This is a genomic window from Pseudomonas sp. HMSC066A08, from assembly GCF_001813025.1.
GTDB classification, from domain to species: Bacteria; Pseudomonadota; Gammaproteobacteria; order Pseudomonadales; family Pseudomonadaceae; genus Pseudomonas; species Pseudomonas aeruginosa.
Map to the genome: position 1 here is coordinate 59,404 of NZ_KV811390.1, position 19,226 is coordinate 78,629.

General features: G+C 65.4%; 14 protein-coding genes. 8 read left to right on the forward strand and 6 right to left on the reverse strand.

The genetic code is table 11. The features are described 5' to 3' along the window. Positions 1-14: 14 nt before the first annotated feature. The 4 genes from HMPREF2886_RS32210 to fpvI form a co-directional block, all read right to left on the reverse strand. Positions 15-338, reverse strand: a complete 324-nt coding sequence (locus HMPREF2886_RS32210; RefSeq protein ID WP_003089535.1) for a transcriptional repressor — start codon at positions 336-338, stop codon at positions 15-17. Positions 339-518: 180 nt separating this feature from the next. Further along, positions 519-2,807 carry a bifunctional acylase PvdQ gene (gene pvdQ, locus HMPREF2886_RS32215; protein WP_083318651.1) on the reverse strand — a complete coding sequence of 763 codons (2,289 nt, stop codon included), beginning with the start codon at positions 2,805-2,807 and terminating at the stop codon, positions 519-521. Between the two features lie 122 nt (positions 2,808-2,929). Further along, complete coding sequence (gene pvdA, locus HMPREF2886_RS32220) at positions 2,930-4,261, reverse strand: L-ornithine N(5)-monooxygenase PvdA (protein ID WP_003103622.1); 1,332 nt, start codon at positions 4,259-4,261, stop codon at positions 2,930-2,932. Positions 4,262-4,393: 132 nt separating this feature from the next. Further along, positions 4,394-4,873 carry a pyoverdine signaling pathway sigma factor FpvI gene (fpvI, locus tag HMPREF2886_RS32225; RefSeq protein WP_003103620.1) on the reverse strand — a complete coding sequence of 160 codons (480 nt, stop codon included), beginning with the start codon at positions 4,871-4,873 and terminating at the stop codon, positions 4,394-4,396. Positions 4,874-5,036: 163 nt separating this feature from the next. On the opposite strand from fpvI, the gene fpvR reads away from it, so the two are divergent. The 4 genes from fpvR (at position 5,037) to ompQ (ending at position 10,729) form a co-directional block, all read left to right on the forward strand. Then, the gene (gene fpvR, locus HMPREF2886_RS32230) at positions 5,037-6,032 is read left to right on the forward strand and encodes a pyoverdine signaling pathway anti-sigma factor FpvR (protein WP_003120136.1); all 996 of its coding nucleotides are present in this window, start codon (positions 5,037-5,039) and stop codon (positions 6,030-6,032) included. A 100-nt stretch (positions 6,033-6,132) separates the two neighbouring features. Then, complete coding sequence (gene pvdR / locus HMPREF2886_RS32235) at positions 6,133-7,308, forward strand: pyoverdine export/recycling transporter periplasmic adaptor subunit PvdR (RefSeq protein WP_033970713.1); 1,176 nt, start codon at positions 6,133-6,135, stop codon at positions 7,306-7,308. Continuing rightward, complete coding sequence (gene pvdT, locus HMPREF2886_RS32240) at positions 7,308-9,299, forward strand: pyoverdine export/recycling transporter ATP-binding/permease subunit PvdT (protein ID WP_033970712.1); 1,992 nt, start codon at positions 7,308-7,310, stop codon at positions 9,297-9,299. Before pvdR ends, pvdT begins: the two co-directional genes overlap by 1 nt. Before the next feature lie 5 nt (positions 9,300-9,304). Continuing rightward, positions 9,305-10,729, forward strand: a complete 1,425-nt coding sequence (gene ompQ, locus HMPREF2886_RS32245; RefSeq protein WP_070749150.1) for a pyoverdine export/recycling transporter outer membrane subunit OmpQ — start codon at positions 9,305-9,307, stop codon at positions 10,727-10,729. 48 nt (positions 10,730-10,777) lie between these two features. Here the strand turns inward: ompQ and pvdP are convergent, their stop codons facing one another. Further along, positions 10,778-12,415, reverse strand: a complete 1,638-nt coding sequence (gene pvdP, locus HMPREF2886_RS32250) for a pyoverdine maturation tyrosinase PvdP (RefSeq protein WP_031629095.1) — start codon at positions 12,413-12,415, stop codon at positions 10,778-10,780. A gap of 214 nt (positions 12,416-12,629) precedes the next feature. On the opposite strand from pvdP, the gene pvdM reads away from it, so the two are divergent. The 3 genes from pvdM to HMPREF2886_RS32265 are packed head-to-tail and all read left to right on the forward strand — an operon-like array spanning position 12,630 to position 16,160. Next, positions 12,630-13,988 (forward strand): pyoverdine-tailoring dipeptidase-like protein PvdM, encoded by a 1,359-nt coding sequence (gene pvdM, locus HMPREF2886_RS32255; protein WP_070749152.1) that lies wholly within the window; start codon positions 12,630-12,632, stop codon positions 13,986-13,988. An 11-nt stretch (positions 13,989-13,999) separates the two neighbouring features. Further along, entirely contained in the window at positions 14,000-15,277 is a 1,278-nt protein-coding gene (gene pvdN / locus HMPREF2886_RS32260; protein ID WP_070749154.1) for a pyoverdine-tailoring periplasmic protein PvdN, read from the forward strand. Positions 15,278-15,305: 28 nt separating this feature from the next. Further along, complete coding sequence (locus tag HMPREF2886_RS32265) at positions 15,306-16,160, forward strand: dihydropyoverdine dehydrogenase (protein WP_070749155.1); 855 nt, start codon at positions 15,306-15,308, stop codon at positions 16,158-16,160. A gap of 59 nt (positions 16,161-16,219) precedes the next feature. On the opposite strand, the gene pvdF is transcribed toward HMPREF2886_RS32265, so the two are convergent. Then, positions 16,220-17,047, reverse strand: coding sequence for a pyoverdine biosynthesis hydroxyornithine transformylase PvdF (gene pvdF, locus HMPREF2886_RS32270; protein ID WP_012614135.1), 828 nt, complete (start codon positions 17,045-17,047; stop codon positions 16,220-16,222). A gap of 359 nt (positions 17,048-17,406) precedes the next feature. Here pvdF and HMPREF2886_RS32275 point away from each other — a divergent pair, with 359 nt between their 5' ends. Then, positions 17,407-19,059 carry a cyclic peptide export ABC transporter gene (locus HMPREF2886_RS32275; protein ID WP_023084236.1) on the forward strand — a complete coding sequence of 551 codons (1,653 nt, stop codon included), beginning with the start codon at positions 17,407-17,409 and terminating at the stop codon, positions 19,057-19,059. Positions 19,060-19,226 lie beyond the last annotated feature (167 nt).

The window sequence follows — 19,226 nt, forward strand, 5'->3', positions numbered from 1 at the left end:
TCAGGGATACCGCGTCAGAGCCGCTGCTCGTTGGCCGCAGCGCGGCGCTCGGGCGCCGCGGAACCGGCGGCACCGCCCCAGGAAGCCTTGCCGGGGCTGTAGACATCCTGTTCGTCGAGGGTCACCAGGCCGCTTTCCACCAGGCGCCCGAGTACCTGGCGGATGCTCACCAGGGACAGCGGCGTACCGGTTTCGGAGAGACGCCGGTGCAAGGTGCGGATCGGCACCCGGCCCTGCTCCCCCGAGGCTTCCCAGAGCGCATCGATCACTTTCAGCCGGGCCAGGCTCATCTTCAGGCCGGCCTCCTTCAACATCTGTTTGACGGGCGAATGGGTCATCGTGACGCTCCTTTCGTGGACGAGTGGGTAGCGGGTCCCCGCCGAAGCCGAGCATCCCTGCTCGCTGCCTGCACGTGTTCCCTGAAACCGGGCGGCTGTGGGCCGCCTCTATGGTTAAAGACGAACGAGCGCGGAAAAACCGTCAGTTTTTTTCCCATCAGATCTGATAGGCATTGCTTATCATTCGCGAATGCTTAGCCGTTGCAGTTGCGGGTCGGCGTCGATCTGCCTGTCGCTGAACGGCAAGGTCTGCCATTGCTGGCGGGAAAACAGCTCGGTCTGGTCGCGGTAGTGCGGCGAGCGCGGATCGCTGGACTGGGAGAAAGCCAGCAACCCGCGAGCCTTGGGCCCTTCCTCGGGAAAGGTCACCAGTTGGATGTAGCTGGTGCCGCCGACCACCTCCAGGTGGTCGCCCTTGCGGACGCTCTGGATCGCGTTGTAGACCCCGAAATGGCCATCGCCGCCGGGAATCGCGATGCGTTCCTGGCCACGGGTGCTCACTTGCAGGTCGCCCCAGCGCGCGCCGTCGGGAATCCCGCTCTTCTCCACCTCCGCCGCCGCGTCCGCCAGCGCCTGGCGCACCTGGGCCGCCACCTGCGGCCGGTCGAGGGCGATGCCTTGCGGCGTATCCAGGGGACGTTGCGCATCGAACGGTTCCTTCCACGCGCCGTCGAGTTGGGCGAAACGTTGCATGAAGCGCTGGAAGTAGACGAAGCCGCTGCCGCTGTCGAGGTTGGCGCCACGGTCCCACTGCGCCAGGGCCGCGCAGGCGCGGGCAAGGGAATTCTCGCCCTGGTTGTCGCGGCACAGGCGGAGCAGGTCCGGCAGCACCTGGTCGGCGCTGAAGACATGGTTGGCGGTGACCATCTCCTCGAGCGTCTTCGCCTCCAGCGGCTGCTTGCCCTGTAGCCGGCTCAGGGCGTAGCGCGCCCGCGGACCGATGGGCTTCTCCTGGCTGACCAGGGGCGAGAAGCCCTGCAGCGGGCTCGCCGGGTTGGTCAGCCAGGCGCTGTCGTTGGAGTTCTGCACGAAGTCCCTGCGCAACAGCACCGGCAGTTGCGCCGCCGGGGTGATGCCAGCCTGGGCCGCGGCCGGGTCGCGGCTCCAGGCACAGCGGCTGTCCTGCCCCTGGAGGGCCGGCAGGCCTTCGGCGACCAGTTGCGGAATGGCGCAGGCGGGAATCAGTTCCGGCTTCAGGTAGGGCACCACCGACTGGTTCATGTACAGGGCGTTGCCCTGCTCGTCCGCGGCCAGGGTGTTGACCCAGGGGATGCCCTGTAGCGCCTCGACGCGCCGGCGCAGGTCGGCGACGTCGCTGGCCTGGTTGATCGAGTACCACTGCTGCAGTACCCGGGTGTTCTCCAGGTTGGCGTCGCGCAGCGCATAGGCCTCGCTGCGGTTCCAGTCCAGCTTGCCGGGCCAGACCACCAGCGGGCCGTAGATCGACTGGTAGACCTTGTGCTCGACGCGCGACAGCTTGCCGTCGGCACCGCGCACCTCGATCGCAACGGACTTCTCTTCCAGCGGCAGCGAACGACCGTCGACCAGGTAGCGCCGCGGGTCCTTCGGGTCCAGCGCCAGGCGATACAGGGTGAAGTGACTGGAGGTATCCACCGTGTGGGTCCAGGCCAGGTGGCGGCTGAAGCCGATGTTGACCACCGGCAGGCCGGGCAGCGAGGCCCCCATCACGTCGAGCCGGCCGGGAATGGTCAGGTGCATCTGGTAGAAACGCATCGCGCCGTTCCAGGGGAAGTGCGGGTTGGCCAGGAGCATGCCCTTGCCGTCCGCCGAACGTTCGCTGCCAACGGCAATGGCGTTGCTGCCGCGCTCCAGGCGGAAGCGCTGGCGCCGCTGCTCGGCGACCTGGAACGCCTGCTCGCCGCTCAGGGCGACCTTCTCCGTGCCGGGCGGCGCGGCGGCCACCAGCGCGTCGGCGAACTGGCCGACCCCGCCCTCCACCAGCAGGCGCCGGGTCAGGCGCAGCAGGTCATCGGTCGCGATGGCCCGCAGCCAGGGCTGGCCAAGGCAACTGGTGGTCTTGCCGTCGGCCTCGCGGAGGAAGCGGTTGAAACCGGCGGCGTAGCCTTCGAGCAACTGGCGTACCGCGGGCGTCTGCGCCTGCCAGAAGGCTTGCAGTGCCTCGGGCTGGTTGAGCCAGGCGTAGAAGATGTCGGACGGCAGGTTGTCCAGCTCGGCCGACGACTTGCCCTCGCTGCCGAAATAGCGCGCCCGCTCGCCGCGCGCGGTGACGATCTCCTCGGCCAGCAGGCAGGCGTTGTCGCGCGCGTAGGCGTAGCCGATGCCATAGCCCAGGCCGCGCTCATCCTTGGCCCGGATGTGCGGCACGCCATAGGCGGTCCAGCGGATGTCCGCGGCCAACCCGGTCGGCCGCGGCATATCGGCCTGGACCGTCATCGTCGAACCCAACAGCATGCCGGCCAGGCCGGTCAGTACGGTACGCATCCCCATCGATGTCGTTTCTCTGCAAAGTGGTGGCCGGAACGGCCGGGACATGCAACGAAAACGCCCTGCGTGCCGGGCATCCCCTGGCGGGGAAACGGGCAACACAGGGCGTGGCGGCGTGGCGCCGATCAACTGGCCAGGGCGTGCTCGTGCAGGGCGCGGGCCGGAGCGCCGGGCTTCAGGTGCTGGTACAGGGAGCCGGAGATTTCCTCGGCGCGCACCGGCAGCACCGACAGCAGGGTGTCGCTGAGGCCGTGGCTGGCCTGGCTGAAGCCCTGCGCGTAGATCGCCACCTTGCAGCGCTCGTCGGTCTGCAGGCGGTAGTCGCGGCCGATCTCGTGGTCGCCGAGGTACTCCGCCAGCGGTTCGAGCAGTTGGCGGTGCAACTGGCGCTCATAGCCGGTGGCCAGGATCACTGCGTCGTAGGTCTCTACGCTTAGCTCGCCGCTACCGGCGTCGCGCAACGCCAGCTCGATGCCCTGGGCGGTGGCGGTCGCGCGCTCCACGGTGGTCATGCAACGGAAGGCGTGGCGCGGGATGCCGGAGACTTTCTGGCGGTAGAAGACGCCGTAGATACGCTCGATCAGGTCGGTATCCACCACCGAATAGTTGGTGTTGTGGTATTCGCGCAGTAAACGCTCGCGTTCGGCATGCTCGCGGCTGTAGATGAGATCGGTGAACTTCGGCGCGAACACTTCGTTAACGAACGGGCTATCGTCCGCCGGCTTGAGCGCCGAGGCACGCAGGATCATGTCGGCCTGCACCGACGGGTAGCTGTCGTTGAGGTCGATGAAGGCCTCCGCCGCGCTCTGCCCGCCGCCGATGATGGCGATCTTCATCGGCTTGCCGCTGCTGCAGGGCTGCTTGGCCATGTGCTCCAGATACTGGCTGTGGTGGAACACCCGGCCGTCGCCCTTGAGCGCACGGAACACCTGCGGGATACGCGGGGTGCCGCCGGGACTGACCACCAGGGCGCGGGTGGTGCGCACCAGCTCCTCGCCGTCGGCGTTGCGCGAGATCACCCGCAGCGCCTCGACCTGGCCGGCGCTCAGCATCGGCTCGATGCGCAGAACCTCTTCGCCGTAGCGGCTCTGCTCCTGGAAGTGGCTGGCGACCCAGCGCAGGTAGTCGTTGAACTCCATCCGGCAGGGATAGAAGGTGCCCAGGTTGATGAAGTCGACCAGGCGATCGTGCTTGTGCAGGTAGTTGACGAAGGAATACGGGCTGGTGGGGTTGCGCAGGGACACCAGGTCCTTGAGGAAGGAGATCTGCAACTCGCTCTGCGACACCAGGGTGTTGCCGTGCCAGCGGTAGTCGCCCTGCTTGTCCAGGAACAGCACTTCCAGGGCGCCCTGCGCCTGGGCCCGTTCCTGGAGGGCAATCGCCAGGGCGATATTGGAAGGGCCGAAGCCGACACCGATGAGATCGTGAACCACGGCGGTTGCAGTTGCCTGAGTCATTTCCAGTTCCTCTGGATTGGCCCCCTTTCAAGCGGGAGCGATAAGTCGAGAGCAGCCCTGGAGGGCCATCTGTTGACTAGGAACGAGGACAGGGAAATGAAATTTAAGCGTTGCCGAGCACGAATAGCGAAATCAGTCGGCTTCCCATTCGCGCATGCGCACCCGACAGTGCTTCATCGCGTTGACGATGTGCTTTTCCACCAGGCTGCGGGAAATATTGAGATGTTCGGCGATCTGCGAATGGGACAGGCCGTCCAGCTTGCGCAACAGGAAGGAACTGCGGCAGATGGCCGGCAACTCGGCCAGCGCGCGCTGCAGGTTGTCCAGGCGCTGCCCCTGGTCGACCACCGTCTGCGGCGAGGGACTGGCCAGGCCCTCCTCGTCGTCCAGGACCTCCAGGGGTTCCGCCCGGCGCACCCGGCTACGACGGTGCTCGTCCACCGCCAGGTTGAGCGCCGTCCGGTACAGAAAAGCCTTCGGATGCTCGATCTGCGCTTGACTGGAGCGCTCCAGAACGCGCAAATACGCGTCGTGGGCGACATCCGCCGCTGCATGTCGATCCCCGAGCCTGGCACTGAGGAATCGCAGCAGCTCCCGATAATGGTTTTCCAAGACGACTCCTGCTCGCTGCCTCTACGGCACTGTCCTTCCAAGGGCGGGATCGCCTGCCGGCGACATTGGCAGTATGAAATCATTAAATTTATAATAATTCTCATCAAGCTTTAAAGCCTTGTTTCGCTCGCAGCGCAATCCGAAGGCATAACTGGAACCCTCGATGAAGACACCCTCTCCCGCCGACAGCGACACCCTTGTGCAGGACGCCGCGCATTGGTGCATGCGCCTGCACGCCGAGGACCTCTCCGAGGAAGAGCGTGGCGAGTTCCAGCGCTGGCTGGCAGCCGATCCCCGGCACGCCGCCGAATACGCAGAAATGGAGGAGATCTGGGCGCTCAGCGAACTGCTGCCGCGAACGCCGGCGCCCGAGCTTCGCAACCACGCCGCAACCCGCCCGCTCGGCCGTCGCCGCAGGGGCTGGAAGAGCCAGGCACGCGCCGCCGCCCTCGCCCTGCTTATGTTACCGACGGCCGGCTATCTCGGCTGGCTGCAAGGCTGGATTCCTTCCAACTACCAGCGCTACGAGGCCGAGGGCAACGTCAGGCATGCCGTTCTTCCCGACGGCAGCGAGGTCGAACTGGACCTCAATACGCAGCTGAGCTTCGCCAATTTCAAGGACATCCGCCGGGTTTCCCTGGACAGGGGCGAGGCCTACTTCCATGTCACCCACGACAGCGCGCACCCCTTCGTGGTCAAGGCCGGCAACGGCTCGATCACCGTCACCGGCACCCGCTTCAACGTCTGGAAGTACCAGGACAACGTGGTAGTCACCGTCACCGAGGGCTCGGTGAAGGTCCGCAGCGAAGGCTCGGGCAACGACAGCAGCCTGACTCCCGGCATGCAGGCCAGCTACTATCCGGGCCTGCTGCAACCGTTGGTCGAAGCCGTGGATACCCGCCAGACGCTAGCCTGGCGCGAGGGCCGCCTGGTACTCGACGACCTGCCCCTGTCCAAGGCCCTGCCGCTGATCAACCGCTACCTCGACGCTCCGCTGGTCCTGGGCGACAGGAGCGCTGCGAAACTGCGCATTGGCGGGATCTACAGCACCCGCGACATCCGCAGCCTGGTCGACGCCCTGCCGAAAGTCCTGCCCGTGGACCTGGAACATCGCGAGGACGGCAGCATCCGCATCAGCAGCCGTTACGCCCAGCTCTGAACCCAGGTTAAATTTAGCCGCCCTGGCCTCGTATATCTGGCAGTGCCCAGCCTGCCGATCCAGCGGCGGCGGTCTCTCCACGCACCGGCCGGATTCCCGAATGAGACGAACCCGTAGTACTCGTCGCGCACTGCTCGTCGCAGTCTGCCTCAGCCCCCTGATCGCCCTGGCCGCCTGGCAGGCCTATCCGTTCCGCAGCAGCAGCTTCGATACCGTGAGCGTCAGCCGCGGCAGCATCGAGAGCAGCGTCTCGGCGCTCGGCACCCTGCAACCGCGGCGCTACGTCGACGTCGGCGCCCAGGCCTCCGGGCAGATCCGCAAGTTGCACGTCGAGGCCGGGGACGATGTGACGGAAGGCCAGTTGCTGGTCGAGATCGACCCCTCCACCCAGCAGGCCAAGGTCGATGCCGGCCGCTATTCGATCGAGATGCTCAAGGCCCAGCTGGCCGAGCAACGCGCCCAGTACACCCTCGCCCGCCAGCAGTACCAGCGCCAGCAGCGGCTGGCCGCCGGCGGCGCGACGCGTACCGAGGACGTGCAGAGCGCCCAGGCGCAGATGCTCGCCACCCAGGCACGGATCGAGATGTACCAGGCGCAGATCCGCCAGGCCCAGGCCTCGTTGCGCAGCGACGAAGCCGAACTCGGCTATACCCGCATCTACGCGCCGATGTCCGGCACGGTGGTGGCGGTCGATGCGCGCGAAGGCCAGACCCTCAATGCCCAGCAGCAGACCCCGTTGATCCTGCGGATCGCCAAATTGTCGCCGATGACCGTCTGGGCCCAGGTTTCAGAAGCCGACATCGGCCGGGTCAAGCCCGGCATGCCGGCCTACTTCACGACCCTCAGCGGCGAAGGCCGGCGCTGGACCGGCAAGGTCCGGCAGATCCTCCCGGTGCCGCCCAAGCCGCTGGACCAGAGCAACCAGGGCGGCGGCAGCCCCACCAGCGGCAGCGGCGGGCAGAGCGGCAGCGGCCGGGTGGTGCTGTATACCGTGCTGGTCGACGTGGACAACGGCGACCACCAACTGATGGCGGAAATGACCGCCCAGGTGTTCTTCGTCGCCGCCACCGCGGAAAACATCCTCACCGCACCGGTCGCCGCCATCCACGACGACGGCAAGGGCGGCCAGGTCGCCTGGGTGGTCGGCAGCAACGGCAAGCCGCAGAGCCGCCAGATCAGGACCGGCATCAGCGACCGCCTGCGGGTACAGGTGCTTGCCGGCCTGGAAGAAGGCGACCGCCTGCTGATGGCCGCTCCCGACGGCAGCGACAGCTGATGGAAAACGCCACGCAACCCGTCCCCCTGATCGAACTGCGCGACATCCGCAAGCGCTACGGCGGCAACGGCACTCCGGAAGTCGAGGTACTCAAGGGCGTATCGCTGTCGATCCACGCCGGCGAGTTCGTCGCCATCGTCGGCGCCTCCGGCTCCGGCAAGTCGACCCTGATGAACATCCTCGGCTGCCTCGACCGGCCCAGCTCCGGCAGCTACCACTTCGCCGGCCACGACGTCGCCGAACTGGACAGCGACGAGCAGGCCTGGCTGCGCCGCGAGGCATTCGGCTTCGTATTCCAGGGCTATCACCTGATCCCCTCCGCCTCGGCCCAGGAAAACGTCGAGATGCCGGCGATCTACGCCGGCACCCCGGCGAGCGAGCGGCATACCCGTGCGCGGGCCCTGCTCGAACGCCTGGGCCTGGCCGAGCGCACCGCCAACCGTCCGCACCAGTTGTCCGGTGGCCAGCAGCAGCGGGTATCGATCGCCCGCGCGCTGATGAACGGCGGCCATATCATCCTCGCCGACGAACCCACCGGCGCCCTCGACAGCCACAGCGGCGCGGAAGTCATGGCGCTGCTCGACGAACTGGCCAGCCAGGGCCACGTGGTGATCCTGATCACCCACGACCGCGACGTCGCCGCCCGCGCCAAGCGCATCATCGAGGTGCGCGACGGCGAAATCGTCAGCGACAGCGCCAACGACGCCCGCCCGGCGCACCCGAGCGCCGGCGTCGAGCGCCACCTGCAGGCCGACGATCTCAGCCAGCGCCTCGCCGAGGGCAGCAGCGAACCCTCGGGGGCCTGGCGCGCCGAACTGCTGGAGGCGGTGCGTGCCGCCTGGCGGGTGATGTGGATCAATCGGTTCCGCACCGCACTGACCCTGCTCGGGATCATCATCGGCGTCGCCTCGGTGGTGGTCATGCTCGCCGTCGGCGAGGGCAGCAAGCGCCAGGTGATGGCGCAGATGGGCGCGTTCGGCTCGAACATCATCTATCTCAGCGGCTACTCGCCGAACCCGCGCGCGCCGATGGGCATCGTCAGCAGCGACGACGTCGCCGCCATCGCCACCCTGCCCCAGGTGAAGAAGGTCATGCCGGTGAACGGCGGCGAGCTGGTGGTGCGCTACGGCAACATCGACTACCACGCCTACGTCGGCGGCAACAACACCGATTTCCCGGAAATCCTCAACTGGCCGGTGGCCGAGGGCAGCTACTTCACCGAGCGCGACGAAGACGCCGCCACCACGGTCGCGGTGATCGGCTACAAGGTGCGCAAGAAGCTGTTCGGCAGCGCCAACCCGATCGGCCGCTACATCCTCATCGAGAACGTGCCGTTCCAGGTCATCGGCGTGCTCGCCGAGAAAGGCTCCAGCTCCGGCGACAAGGATGCCGACAACCGCATCGCCATCCCCTACTCCGCTGCCAGCATCCGCCTGTTCGGCACGCGCAACCCCGAGTACGTGATCATCGCCGCCGCCGACGCCCAGCGCGTGCACCAGGCCGAACGCGCCATCGACCAGTTGATGCTGCGCCTGCACCGCGGCCAGCGCGACTACGAGCTGACCAACAACGCGGCGATGATCCAGGCCGAGGCGAAGACCCAGAACACCCTGTCGCTGATGCTCGGCTCGATCGCCGCGATCTCCCTGCTGGTAGGCGGGATCGGCGTGATGAACATCATGCTCATGACCGTGCGCGAACGCACCCGCGAGATCGGCATCCGCATGGCCACCGGCGCCCGCCAGGGCGATATCCTCCGTCAGTTCCTCACCGAGGCGGCGATGCTCTCGGTGGTCGGCGGCCTGGCCGGGATCGCCCTGGCCCTATGCATCGGCGGCGTGCTGCTGCTCGGCCAGGTCGCGGTGGCCTTTTCCCTGTCGGCCATCGTCGGCGCCTTCAGTTGCGCGCTGGTCACCGGACTGGTGTTCGGCTTCATGCCGGCGCGCAAGGCCGCCCAGCTGGACCCGGTGGCCGCCCTGGCCAGCCAATGACGGACATGTCCATGAAGAATCTTTCTCTGATTTCCGCCTGCCTGCTGCTCGGCGCCTGCGGCAGCACGCCGGCGCCCCTCGACAGCGGCCTGGCCGCGCCCACCCAGTGGCGCTACCTGGCCGCCGGGCGCAGCGATGCCAGCGACATCCGCCAGTGGTGGAAGGCCTTCGGCGCACCGGAACTAGACAGCCTGCTGCAACGCGCCCTGCTGAACAGCCAGGACCTCGGCGCGGCGGTGGCCCGCGTGCGCCAGGCCCAGGCCTCGGCGGTGATCGCCGGCGCGCCGTTGCTGCCGGAGCTGAATGCGACGCTCGGCGCCAGCCGGCAGAAACTCCTGCGCGGCTCGGGCTACAGCGGCACCGACGCCACCTCCGACAACGACGCCGTCGACTCTTTCTCCGCCGGCCTCAGCGCCAGCTACGAAGTGGACTTCTGGGGTGGCCGCCGGGCCGCCTACCGCAGTGCCCTGGAAAGCCTCAAGGCCAGCGAATACGACCGCGCCACGGTGGAGCTGACGCTGCTCTCCGGCGTCGCCAACAGCTACCTGCAGGTATTGGCGCTGCGCGAACAGCAGCGCATCGCCAGGCTCAACCTGGACAACGCCGAGCACGTCCTGCGCCTGGTGGAGACCCGCCATGCCGCGGGCTCGGCCACCGCCCTGGAGGTCGCCCAGCAGAGCAGCCTGGTCGCCAGCCAGCGCAAGCAGCTGCCGCTGCTCGAGCAGCAGGCCCATGAGGCGCTGATTACCCTGGCCACCCTGATCGGCGAGCCGGTGCAGGCGCTACAGGTGGCCGAGCGGCCTTTCGACAGCCTGCGCTGGCCGGAGACCGGAGCGGGCCTGCCGAGCGAACTGCTCAGCCGCCGTCCCGATATCGCCAACGCCGAAGCGCAACTGGCCGCGGCCCAGGCTGACGTGCAGGTGGCGCGCGCGGCGCTGTTCCCCAAGCTGACCCTGAGCGCCTCGCTGTCGTCCGGCGCCAACCGCGCCGCCGACACTTTCCGCAACCCCTATTACAACCTGGGCGCCAACCTGCTCGCCCCGATCTTCAACCACGGCCGCCTGCGCGCCGAGCGCGACCGCAGCCTCGCGCGTCAGGAAGAACTGCTGGAAACCTACCGCAAGGCGATCCTCACCGCCTTTGCCGACACCGAACGCTCGCTGAACAGCATCGACGGCCTCGACCGCCAGTTGCACTGGCAGCAGCAGGAGCTGGAGCAGGCGCAGCGCGCCTTCGATCTCTCCGACAGCCGCTACCAGGCCGGCGCGGAAACCCTGCTGACGGTCCTCGAAACGCAACGCACGCTGTACGCGGCGCAGGATGCCGCCGTGCAGCTACGGCTGGCCCGCCTGCAGGCCTCGGTCGGCCTGTACAAGGCCCTCGGCGGCGGCTGGCAGAGCGACCGCCAGGGTCTCGCGCGGAAAGACTGAGGCCCGCGTTGCGCGGGCCTCCTCCATCCTTACTCGCTCTTTCGCCGTTCAGCGCCTGAGCTGGTCGCGCGCCAGCTTCAGGTTGCGCGCGTACCAGGGCCGCCGCGGCGCACGCTTGAGCCAGCCGCTCAGTTGATCTTCTTCGCTGAAGATGATGCGTACCGCCAGCTTCATGGTTTCCACGTCCAGCTCCACCGAATTGCTGCTCGCCTGCAGATCCGACAGGCCGCAACCATGGGTCGCCGGGCCGAGCCAAGGGTCGTCCACCTCCACCCAGCGCCCAGCCGCAAACCAGGGAATACCCTGCACCTCTCGACGCCGCACTTCGCCGGGATGGAAACGCTCGTGGGCACGGTACCAATCCTCGATACGGTCGTCGATCCAGCCATGGAAGGACCAGAACACGGGATTCACATGGGACGAGAACGGATCGCCGAGGAAATCGTTCTCCGGGCGGAACCAGCGCGGCGAGAAATCCGACGGGACGCGGTCACCCATGACCGGCGACCCGTTGGATGGGTCGCGGGTCACGGTCGCCCAGCGCATATGCAACCAATCGTGCATACCCAGCTCCATCTCCGAGCCGAACTGTCCCAGGGTCAACTTCGCCAGATATTCCGGATCCTGGTACTGCGACTCCCAGGCCAGGAAATTGGAATGGTACGCTTCTGCGCTTTTCAACCCACGCAGCCATTCGCTGTATTCGTCGTCCCCGACCGCTACCCAGGCCGGCGGCACGGAGAAACCATCTGGATTGTCGAAGTAGCGGATGAAGCCGGGACGATCGAATTCCAGCGGAACCGCGGGGCGCGGCAAACGCTTCCAGGATGGCAGGTCTTGCATGGATCGTGCGGTATGCAGCATATGCCGATGCATGAAAAGGAAGTCGATACCAGAAGCGTTGCGATCCTTTCTTGGCCCCCGCGCATCGCGCTCCCGGTCCAGCGGGCCAGGCTGCCAGCCCACCCCACGCAACGCATTGCGCTGCTTCTCCGACAGTTGATGCCACTTGTCCCGCGAGGCGTGCCATAGCTGGTGGAACAACCGGTGCTGCGGCGACACTAACCATCCCAGCAATTTCTCGTTGAGAGCGATGCGTTCGCGAGCTGGCGGAAAGTGTCGCTTGACCGCTACGAAGCGGAAATCTTCCTCCGGCAGCCCCGGAGAACGATCCAGGCGCAAGATATGCCCGCTCAGCGTGCCGTCCCCGGCATTGGCGAAATTATCCCAGACTTCATCAAATACTGCGGAGCAGTCATGGGTCGGCGCCATCGACGCCGAAGCCTGGTCGACCAGGCGCCAGCGAATTCGCGCCGAACTGGCTCCAACGAGGTCGCCGCTCACACGGAACCTGGGCTCATCGCTCGACAGCAGTCGTGTAGGAGTATCGAGATAGCCAATCAGGCCACGCCCCTTGGGAGCGACATCCAGCACCATTTGCAAGCCTTCCGCCGGCAGGCCGGGCAAGCCAGCATCAGCACCGACCAGACGCAGGTCCCACACCCCACGCAAGCGACCACCCAGGCGCATACCCGCGGTATCGGCCAGATCGAGCACGGCCTCGTCGGCCGTGGGCGGTTCCTCTTCTTCGCGGGCCAAGTGACGGCGGGTGTAGTAAGCCACCGGCAACGCCGCCGCTCCGGTCAGCGCCAAGCCGGCCATGAAACCTCGTCGAGAAACCGTCATCGTCCTACCTGTGTCAACCGCGAAGCCCGCTTTATCCAGCTAGAACGTTCCGTCCGTCGGCAAATTTACTGGCACGCCACCAAGCCTCGACACCATGGTCGAGAGGGGCCATGGCTAAATTTTCCCTCTCCCGCCTCGTTCCTCCCTGACAGGTGGGCCCGCTTCGACAGGCAACCGCCGGCGCTCCTCGATCTCGACCCTGACTGAGATGGCAATGACCAGACCACGTACAAGCAAGGCCCTCTACTTAGGCTTACCGATCCTCTTCATTACTCTCGTCGGCGCAGGCCTGCTGGCCTGGAAAGCTTTCGGGCCGAGCAGCGCCAGCTACCCACGCAAAGTCATGAAGCATGCAGAGGAATTGCAGGACCGCATCCTCTCCTTCGACAGCAAGATCACCGTTCCCCTGGATTTCGGTACGACCGGCAACGAAGTGGACAAAGACGGCCCCGGCCAGCTTGATCTGATCAAGGCTGGCCGGGGCCGTCTTTCGGGCGCCGCCCTGGCGATCTTCGGCTGGCCAGAAATGTGGAGCGGGCCCAATTCCCCCCACAAACCGACCCTGGGGTTCGTCGAAGAGGCTCGCCACCAGCAGGAAACCCGCTACAAGATCCTCACCGGCATGGTTCGCGATTTTCCCAACCGGATCGCTATCGCCTACTCGCCCGAAGACTTCCGACGGCTGGCCATGGAAGGCAAGTTCGCCGTAGTCATGAGCATGCTCAATGCCTATCCGCTTGGCGACGACCTTTCCCAACTGGACCGCTGGGCAGCCCGAGGCGTCCGAATGTTCGGCTTCAACTATGTCGGCAACAACAGTTGGTCCGATGCAGCTCGCCCCCTGCCGTTCTTCAACGACTCGCCGGACCCGCTGGGCGGCCTTTCGCCGCTGGGCAAGCAGGCGGTACAACGACTCAACGATCTGGGTGTGATCATCGACGTCTCGCAGATGTCGGGCAAGGCGCTGGAACAGGTAGCCGCGCTCAGTCGCGCGCCCATCGTCGCGTCACACTCGGCCCCACGAGCCCTGGTGGATATCAGACACAATCTCAGCGACCGGCAGATGCAACTGATCAAGGACAGCGGCGGTGTAATCCAGGTAGTTGGTTTCCCCGCCTATCTGCGCCCACTCAGCAAACCCACCCTGGAAAAGCTCAATGCGTTGCGTATCCGCTTCGATCTGCCCCCCCTGGAAGGCCTGGACTATGCCCTGATGCCGGGCGATCCGATCATCGCTATCTGGCCGGAGTCGAAGTTCGGTGAATACGCCAGCACGCTTTATGGAATCCTCGAAGAAGAACCAAAGGCAGGCCTCAAGGAACTGGTCGACGCCATCGACTACACGGTGAAGAAGGTAGGCATCGACCATGTCGGCATCGCCTCGGACTTCAACGACGGCGGCGGGCTGGATGGCTGGAAGGATGTCAGCGAGAACCGCAACGTCACCGCCGAGCTGATCATCCGCGGCTATTCCGACGCCGACATCGCCAAGCTATGGGGAGGTAACTTCCTGCGCGTCTGGGGCGAGGTACAGAAGCGCGCCAAGCCCATCTCCTCCCCCATCCAGCCATAACGGATCTCTTCATGACCGACCGTCGCACCTTCCTCAAGCAGGCCGGTATCATCGCCGCCGGCCTGCCACTGCTTTCTTCGGCCCGACTCACCCAGGCAGCCACCGAGTCGAACAGCGACAAGTGGCAGGCTCTGCGCCAGCTCTTCGACCTCGATCCGCGGTACCTGCATTTCGCCAACTTCCTGCTTGCCTCTCATCCGCGCCCGGTACAGCAGGCCATCGACCGGTTGCGTCTGCGCTTCAATGAAAACCCGGGCGAAACCGTCGACTGGCATCGCGAGGAAATCTGGAAATACGAGGACGAGGCTCGCGCCTGGGCAGGTCGCTACTTCGCCGTGCAACCTGGCCAGGTGGCGCTCACCGGCAGCACCACCGACGGCCTGGCGGCGATCTACGGCGGCCTGCTGGTGCAGCCGGGCAAGGAGATCCTGACCTCCTCCCACGAGCACTACTCCACCTACACCACCCTGGAGTACCGACAGAAACGCATGGGTACCCAGGTACATACCTTCCCCCTGTTCAAGGATCCACACCAGGTCAGCGCCGATGAAATACTCGGCAGCATCGCTTCGCGTATCCGCCCGCAGACCCGGGTGCTGGGCATGACCTGGGTGCAGTCGGGCAGCGGCGTGAAGTTGCCGATCCGCGAGATCGGCAAGCTGGTGCGCGAACTCAACCAGAAGCGCGACGAACAGGACCGGATCATCTACGTGGTCGACGGCGTGCATGGTTTCGGCGTGGAAGACGTCAGCTTCGCCGACTTCGACTGCGACTACTTCATCGCCGGCACCCACAAGTGGCTGTTCGGCCCGCGCGGCACCGGGGTCATCATCGCCCGCTCGGAGCAGCTCCAGGAACACCTGGTGCCGAGCATCCCGACCTTCTCCCGCGCCGACAACTTCGGCACCCTGATGACCCCTGGCGGCTACCACGCCTTCGAACATCGCCTGGCCCTGGGCACGGCCTTCGAGCTGCACCTGCAGTTGGGCAAGGCCGAGGTCCAGGCGCGTATCCACCAGCTCAACGCCTACCTCAAGCAGCGCCTGGGCGAGCATCCCAAGGTCCGCCTGGTCACGCCGACCAGCCCCGAGCTGTCCTCGGGCTTCACCTTCTTCCGCGTCGAAGGCCGCGATTGCGAGACGGTCGCCAAACACCTGATGGCGCACCGGGTGATCAGCGACGCCGTGGATCGCGATGTCGGCCCGGTGGTGCGCCTGGCGCCGAGCCTGCTGAACGACGAGGCGGAGATCGACCGGGTGCTGGAAATCCTCGCCCCGCAACTCGCCTGACCCCTTTCGCCACTCAACGAGAACCGCCATGCACGCATTATCGCCCCTGGCCCTGGCCGCACTGATCGTCGCCACCGCCCCCGCCTTCGCCGACGAAGCGAAGAAACCCGGCACGGTGTTCAAGGATTGCAAGGACTGCCCGGAGATGGTCGTGCTGCCCGCCGGCAGCTTCACCATGGGCACCCCGGACGACGAGGTCGGCCGCCAGCCCGACGAGGGCCCGCTGCACGACGTGACCTTCGCCAAGCCGTTCGCCATCAGCCGCTACCAGGTCACCGCCGGCGAACTGGACGCCTACCTGAAGGCCACCGGCGTCAAGCTGGCCGACGGCGATACCCGCCCCGGCCGCGAATGCATCGCCGGCAAGCCGCGCTACCAGCAAGGCCCTCGCCAGCCGGCGGTGTGCGTCGACTACAACGATGTGAATAACTACGCCGCCTGGCTGTCGAAGAAGACCGGCAAGCACTACCGCATGCTCAGCGAGGCCGAGCGCGAGTACGGCGCCCGCGCCGGCAGCGCCGGCCCCTTCCCCTTCCCGTTCGACGAAGGCAAGGAATACAGCATCGCCAAGCACGCCAACACCTACGGCGCCAGCGATGGCTACAACTTCACCTCGCCGGTGGGCAGCTTCCCGCCCAACGCCTTCGGCGTCTACGACATGCACGGCAACGTCTACGAGTGGGTCGCCGATTGCTGGCACGACCACTACAACGGCGCGCCGAGCGATGGCAGCGCGTGGATGGAGGACAAGTGCGAGCTGGTGCAGATCCGCGGCAACGACTGGGGCGAGCCGCCGATCTTCTCGCGCTCGGGCAATCGCAACAATGCCTACCCCGACACCCGCGGAGACTGGATCGGCTTTCGCGTCGCCCGCGAACTCTGATGGAAAAGGCCGGGACGCTCTCGCTCCCGGCCTTCGCTCAACGCTACGGCAACTCCCGGTCAGCCTTTTTCCGCCAGCAGCGCCAGGCCCTCATGCAGCGCCGGGAACAGACTGTTGTTGAAGTTGTTCCAGCGTAGTTCGAGGATGGTATCCTCGGGCGATATCTCGGTCTTCAACACATCGTGGAATACCTCGCCGGAATCGATGCCATTGTCCACATAGTGGAAGGATGCCCCGGTCCAGTACAGCGGCTCGACCGCGACCTTTTCCAGGGTCGACCAATCCACCACCTTCTCGCCACGCGCTCCATAGAGGGCATCCAGGGTCGCATAGGCACCACGACGCTCGTAAGGCGAGTCCTCGCGCGTCACGCCAGGATGGATATTCATGATCCGTCGTGCGAACGGAGCGCCTGGGCGCACCAGCTCATCGAGGATTACCAGGAGCCCGTCCAATACCACTACATCGGCGCCCAGCTCCACCAGGGTGTCATGCAGGCGTCGCTCGAAATCGCTCTTGCCGGCCACGTGCTCGGGCGTACCCCGTGGGTACCGACGGTAGGTGGACGGCACGCTGAGCAAGAGGTCGTTCAGGGTCTTGCCTTGCACCTGCAGGTCTGCCGGATAGAACCATTGCTGCCCGGGACGATAGGCGAAACCGTAGTCCCTGATTTTTTCCTGGTCGCGCGGCAACCCCGCATCGTCGTCATAGATCACGCCGACCAACTCGTATGCCTCTCCCAGCGACGTCTGGTTCAATCCCTCGACGAGAGACTCCAGCACCGACTTCATGTAGCGCTCTTCGCCCTTGTAGGGGACATACTGACCGGCCTTGTCCGCTGCAGCATTGCGCAGCGACCAGATGTAGGCGAGTTTCCGTTTCTTCATATGGTTCATTCCTGGGAGTGGATCGGCGTCGTGCATGGGAATACACATCGTGTACGCGGCACTCGCCGGGACTTCGAGCGCCCCGGTTGCATGCTCTCCATGAGAGCAACGAACGACCCCCGGCCGAATTTATCGGCAACTGCCGGACGGGCCAGAGCAACTTAAACATTTCCCCCGCCACTTCGTCCTCCAGCTAGGAGAAGTATCCCACGGCGCATGGCACGCCCTTTCCAGCATGCGCCCCACAGTTGCACGGCCTAAATCGGACGACCTCCTTCTCGTCTCACTGGATCAAGACGAGGTCAACGACGCGACTACCCATCGACCTCCATTTCTCCGTAGGCATCCGAGAAGGCCCCATGACCCGAACAGCTGAAAGCCTTGCCCATGAAACCCTGACTCTCCTCAAGCCGTTCTGGCCGCACGTCCTGCTTTCGGTACTGCTGGGAATCGCCGGCGGCCTCAGCGTCACGGCCCTGCTGGCCACCATCAACACTGCAATGAATACAGAAGGCGGCCCGAACCTGCACGTGGCCCTGCTTTTCGCCCTCCTGTGCGTCATGACCCTGGTCTGCTCGACCCTGTCGAAACTGCTGACGAATTATGTTGGCCAGCGCGTGGTCGCCACCCTGCGTCGAGACTTGGCCGCCAGGATTCTCGCCGCGCCGATCGAACAACTGGAACGCTATCGTGCGCATCGCCTGATCCCGGTACTGCTCAACGACGTCGGCGCACTCAGCGTCTTCGCTCTGAGCGTATCGCCCATGCTCATCGCCTTCACTGTGACCATCGGCTGCCTGAGTTACCTGGCCTTGCTATCCTGGCAGATCCTGCTGGTCACGGTGCTGACGGTGGTGCTCGGTAGTGGCGCCCAATATCTGGCCCACCGTCGCGGCACGCATAGCCTACAGGCAGCTCGCGACGGCGAGGACGAACTGCAGAAGCACTACCAGGCCATTTCCGCCGGAGCCAAGGAACTGCGCATACAGCGCGAACGCCGCATCGATTTGCTGGAGAGGCAGATCCATGGCACGACAGAAGACATCTGTAAGGCCAACGTACGCTCCGCCGCCATATTCATAAGCGCCGAGACCTTCGGCTCGATGCTGTTCTTCGCGGTGATCGGAATGGCGATCGCCTTCCTGGCACTCTGGCCCGCTGCCGAAAGAACCGTGTTGGGAGGATTCGTGCTGGTCATGCTGTACATGAAGGCTCCCCTGGAACAACTGGTCATCAACATTCCCAACCTGAGTCGCGCCAAGATCGCACTACGCCGGATCGGCGAACTGGCAGGACAGTTCTCCTCTTCCGAGCCACACCTTCTGGAAAACACTCCCGCTCCGGCGGACATGAGCCTGGAGCGAATCGAACTGCGCCAGGTGCGCTACGACTACCCACAATCCGAAGGCGGTCAGTCTTTCCATCTCGGCCCTCTCGACCTGACCATTCGCCGGGGCGAAATCGTCTTCGTCGTCGGGGAGAACGGCTGCGGCAAAACCACGTTGATCAAGCTGCTCCTGGGTCTATACACCCCACAGCAGGGCGAAATCCGCCTGAACGGCAAGACTGTGGATGACGCGCAACGAGACGACTACCGCCAATTGTTCGCCACCGTCCTCACCGACTACTACCTGTTCGACGAATTGCTTCGCGGCCGCACCGAATTGCCAGCGGAAGCCCACAAATACCTGGAGCGCCTGGACATCGCACACAAGGTGGGTATCCGCAATGGCAGCTTCACCACCACCGACCTCTCCACTGGTCAACGCAAACGCCTAGCGCTGATCAACGCCTGGCTGGACGACCGCCCGGTGCTGGTATTCGACGAATGGGCGGCCGACCAGGACCCCGCATTCCGCCGCGTGTTCTACACCGAGTTGTTGCCCGAACTGAAACGCCAGGGCCGCACGCTCATCGTCATATCCCACGACGACCGTTACTTCGACATCGCCGACAAATTGGTACATATGCACGCCGGCCAGATTGTGGAACCCGCGCTGCACCCCGCCTGATAGACATCAGCCTGACGGGACACCATGGCGTCCCGTCCGCCCTTCCCGCCTCGCGGTGATGCAGCAGCGAAGCTCACCCCGACAAACCGCCTTTCCACACGTCGTATCGCCCGCTCAGCCAGCCCGTCTCTGCGTCTCTCGACTCCCTCTCTTCTACCGCGAAGCGT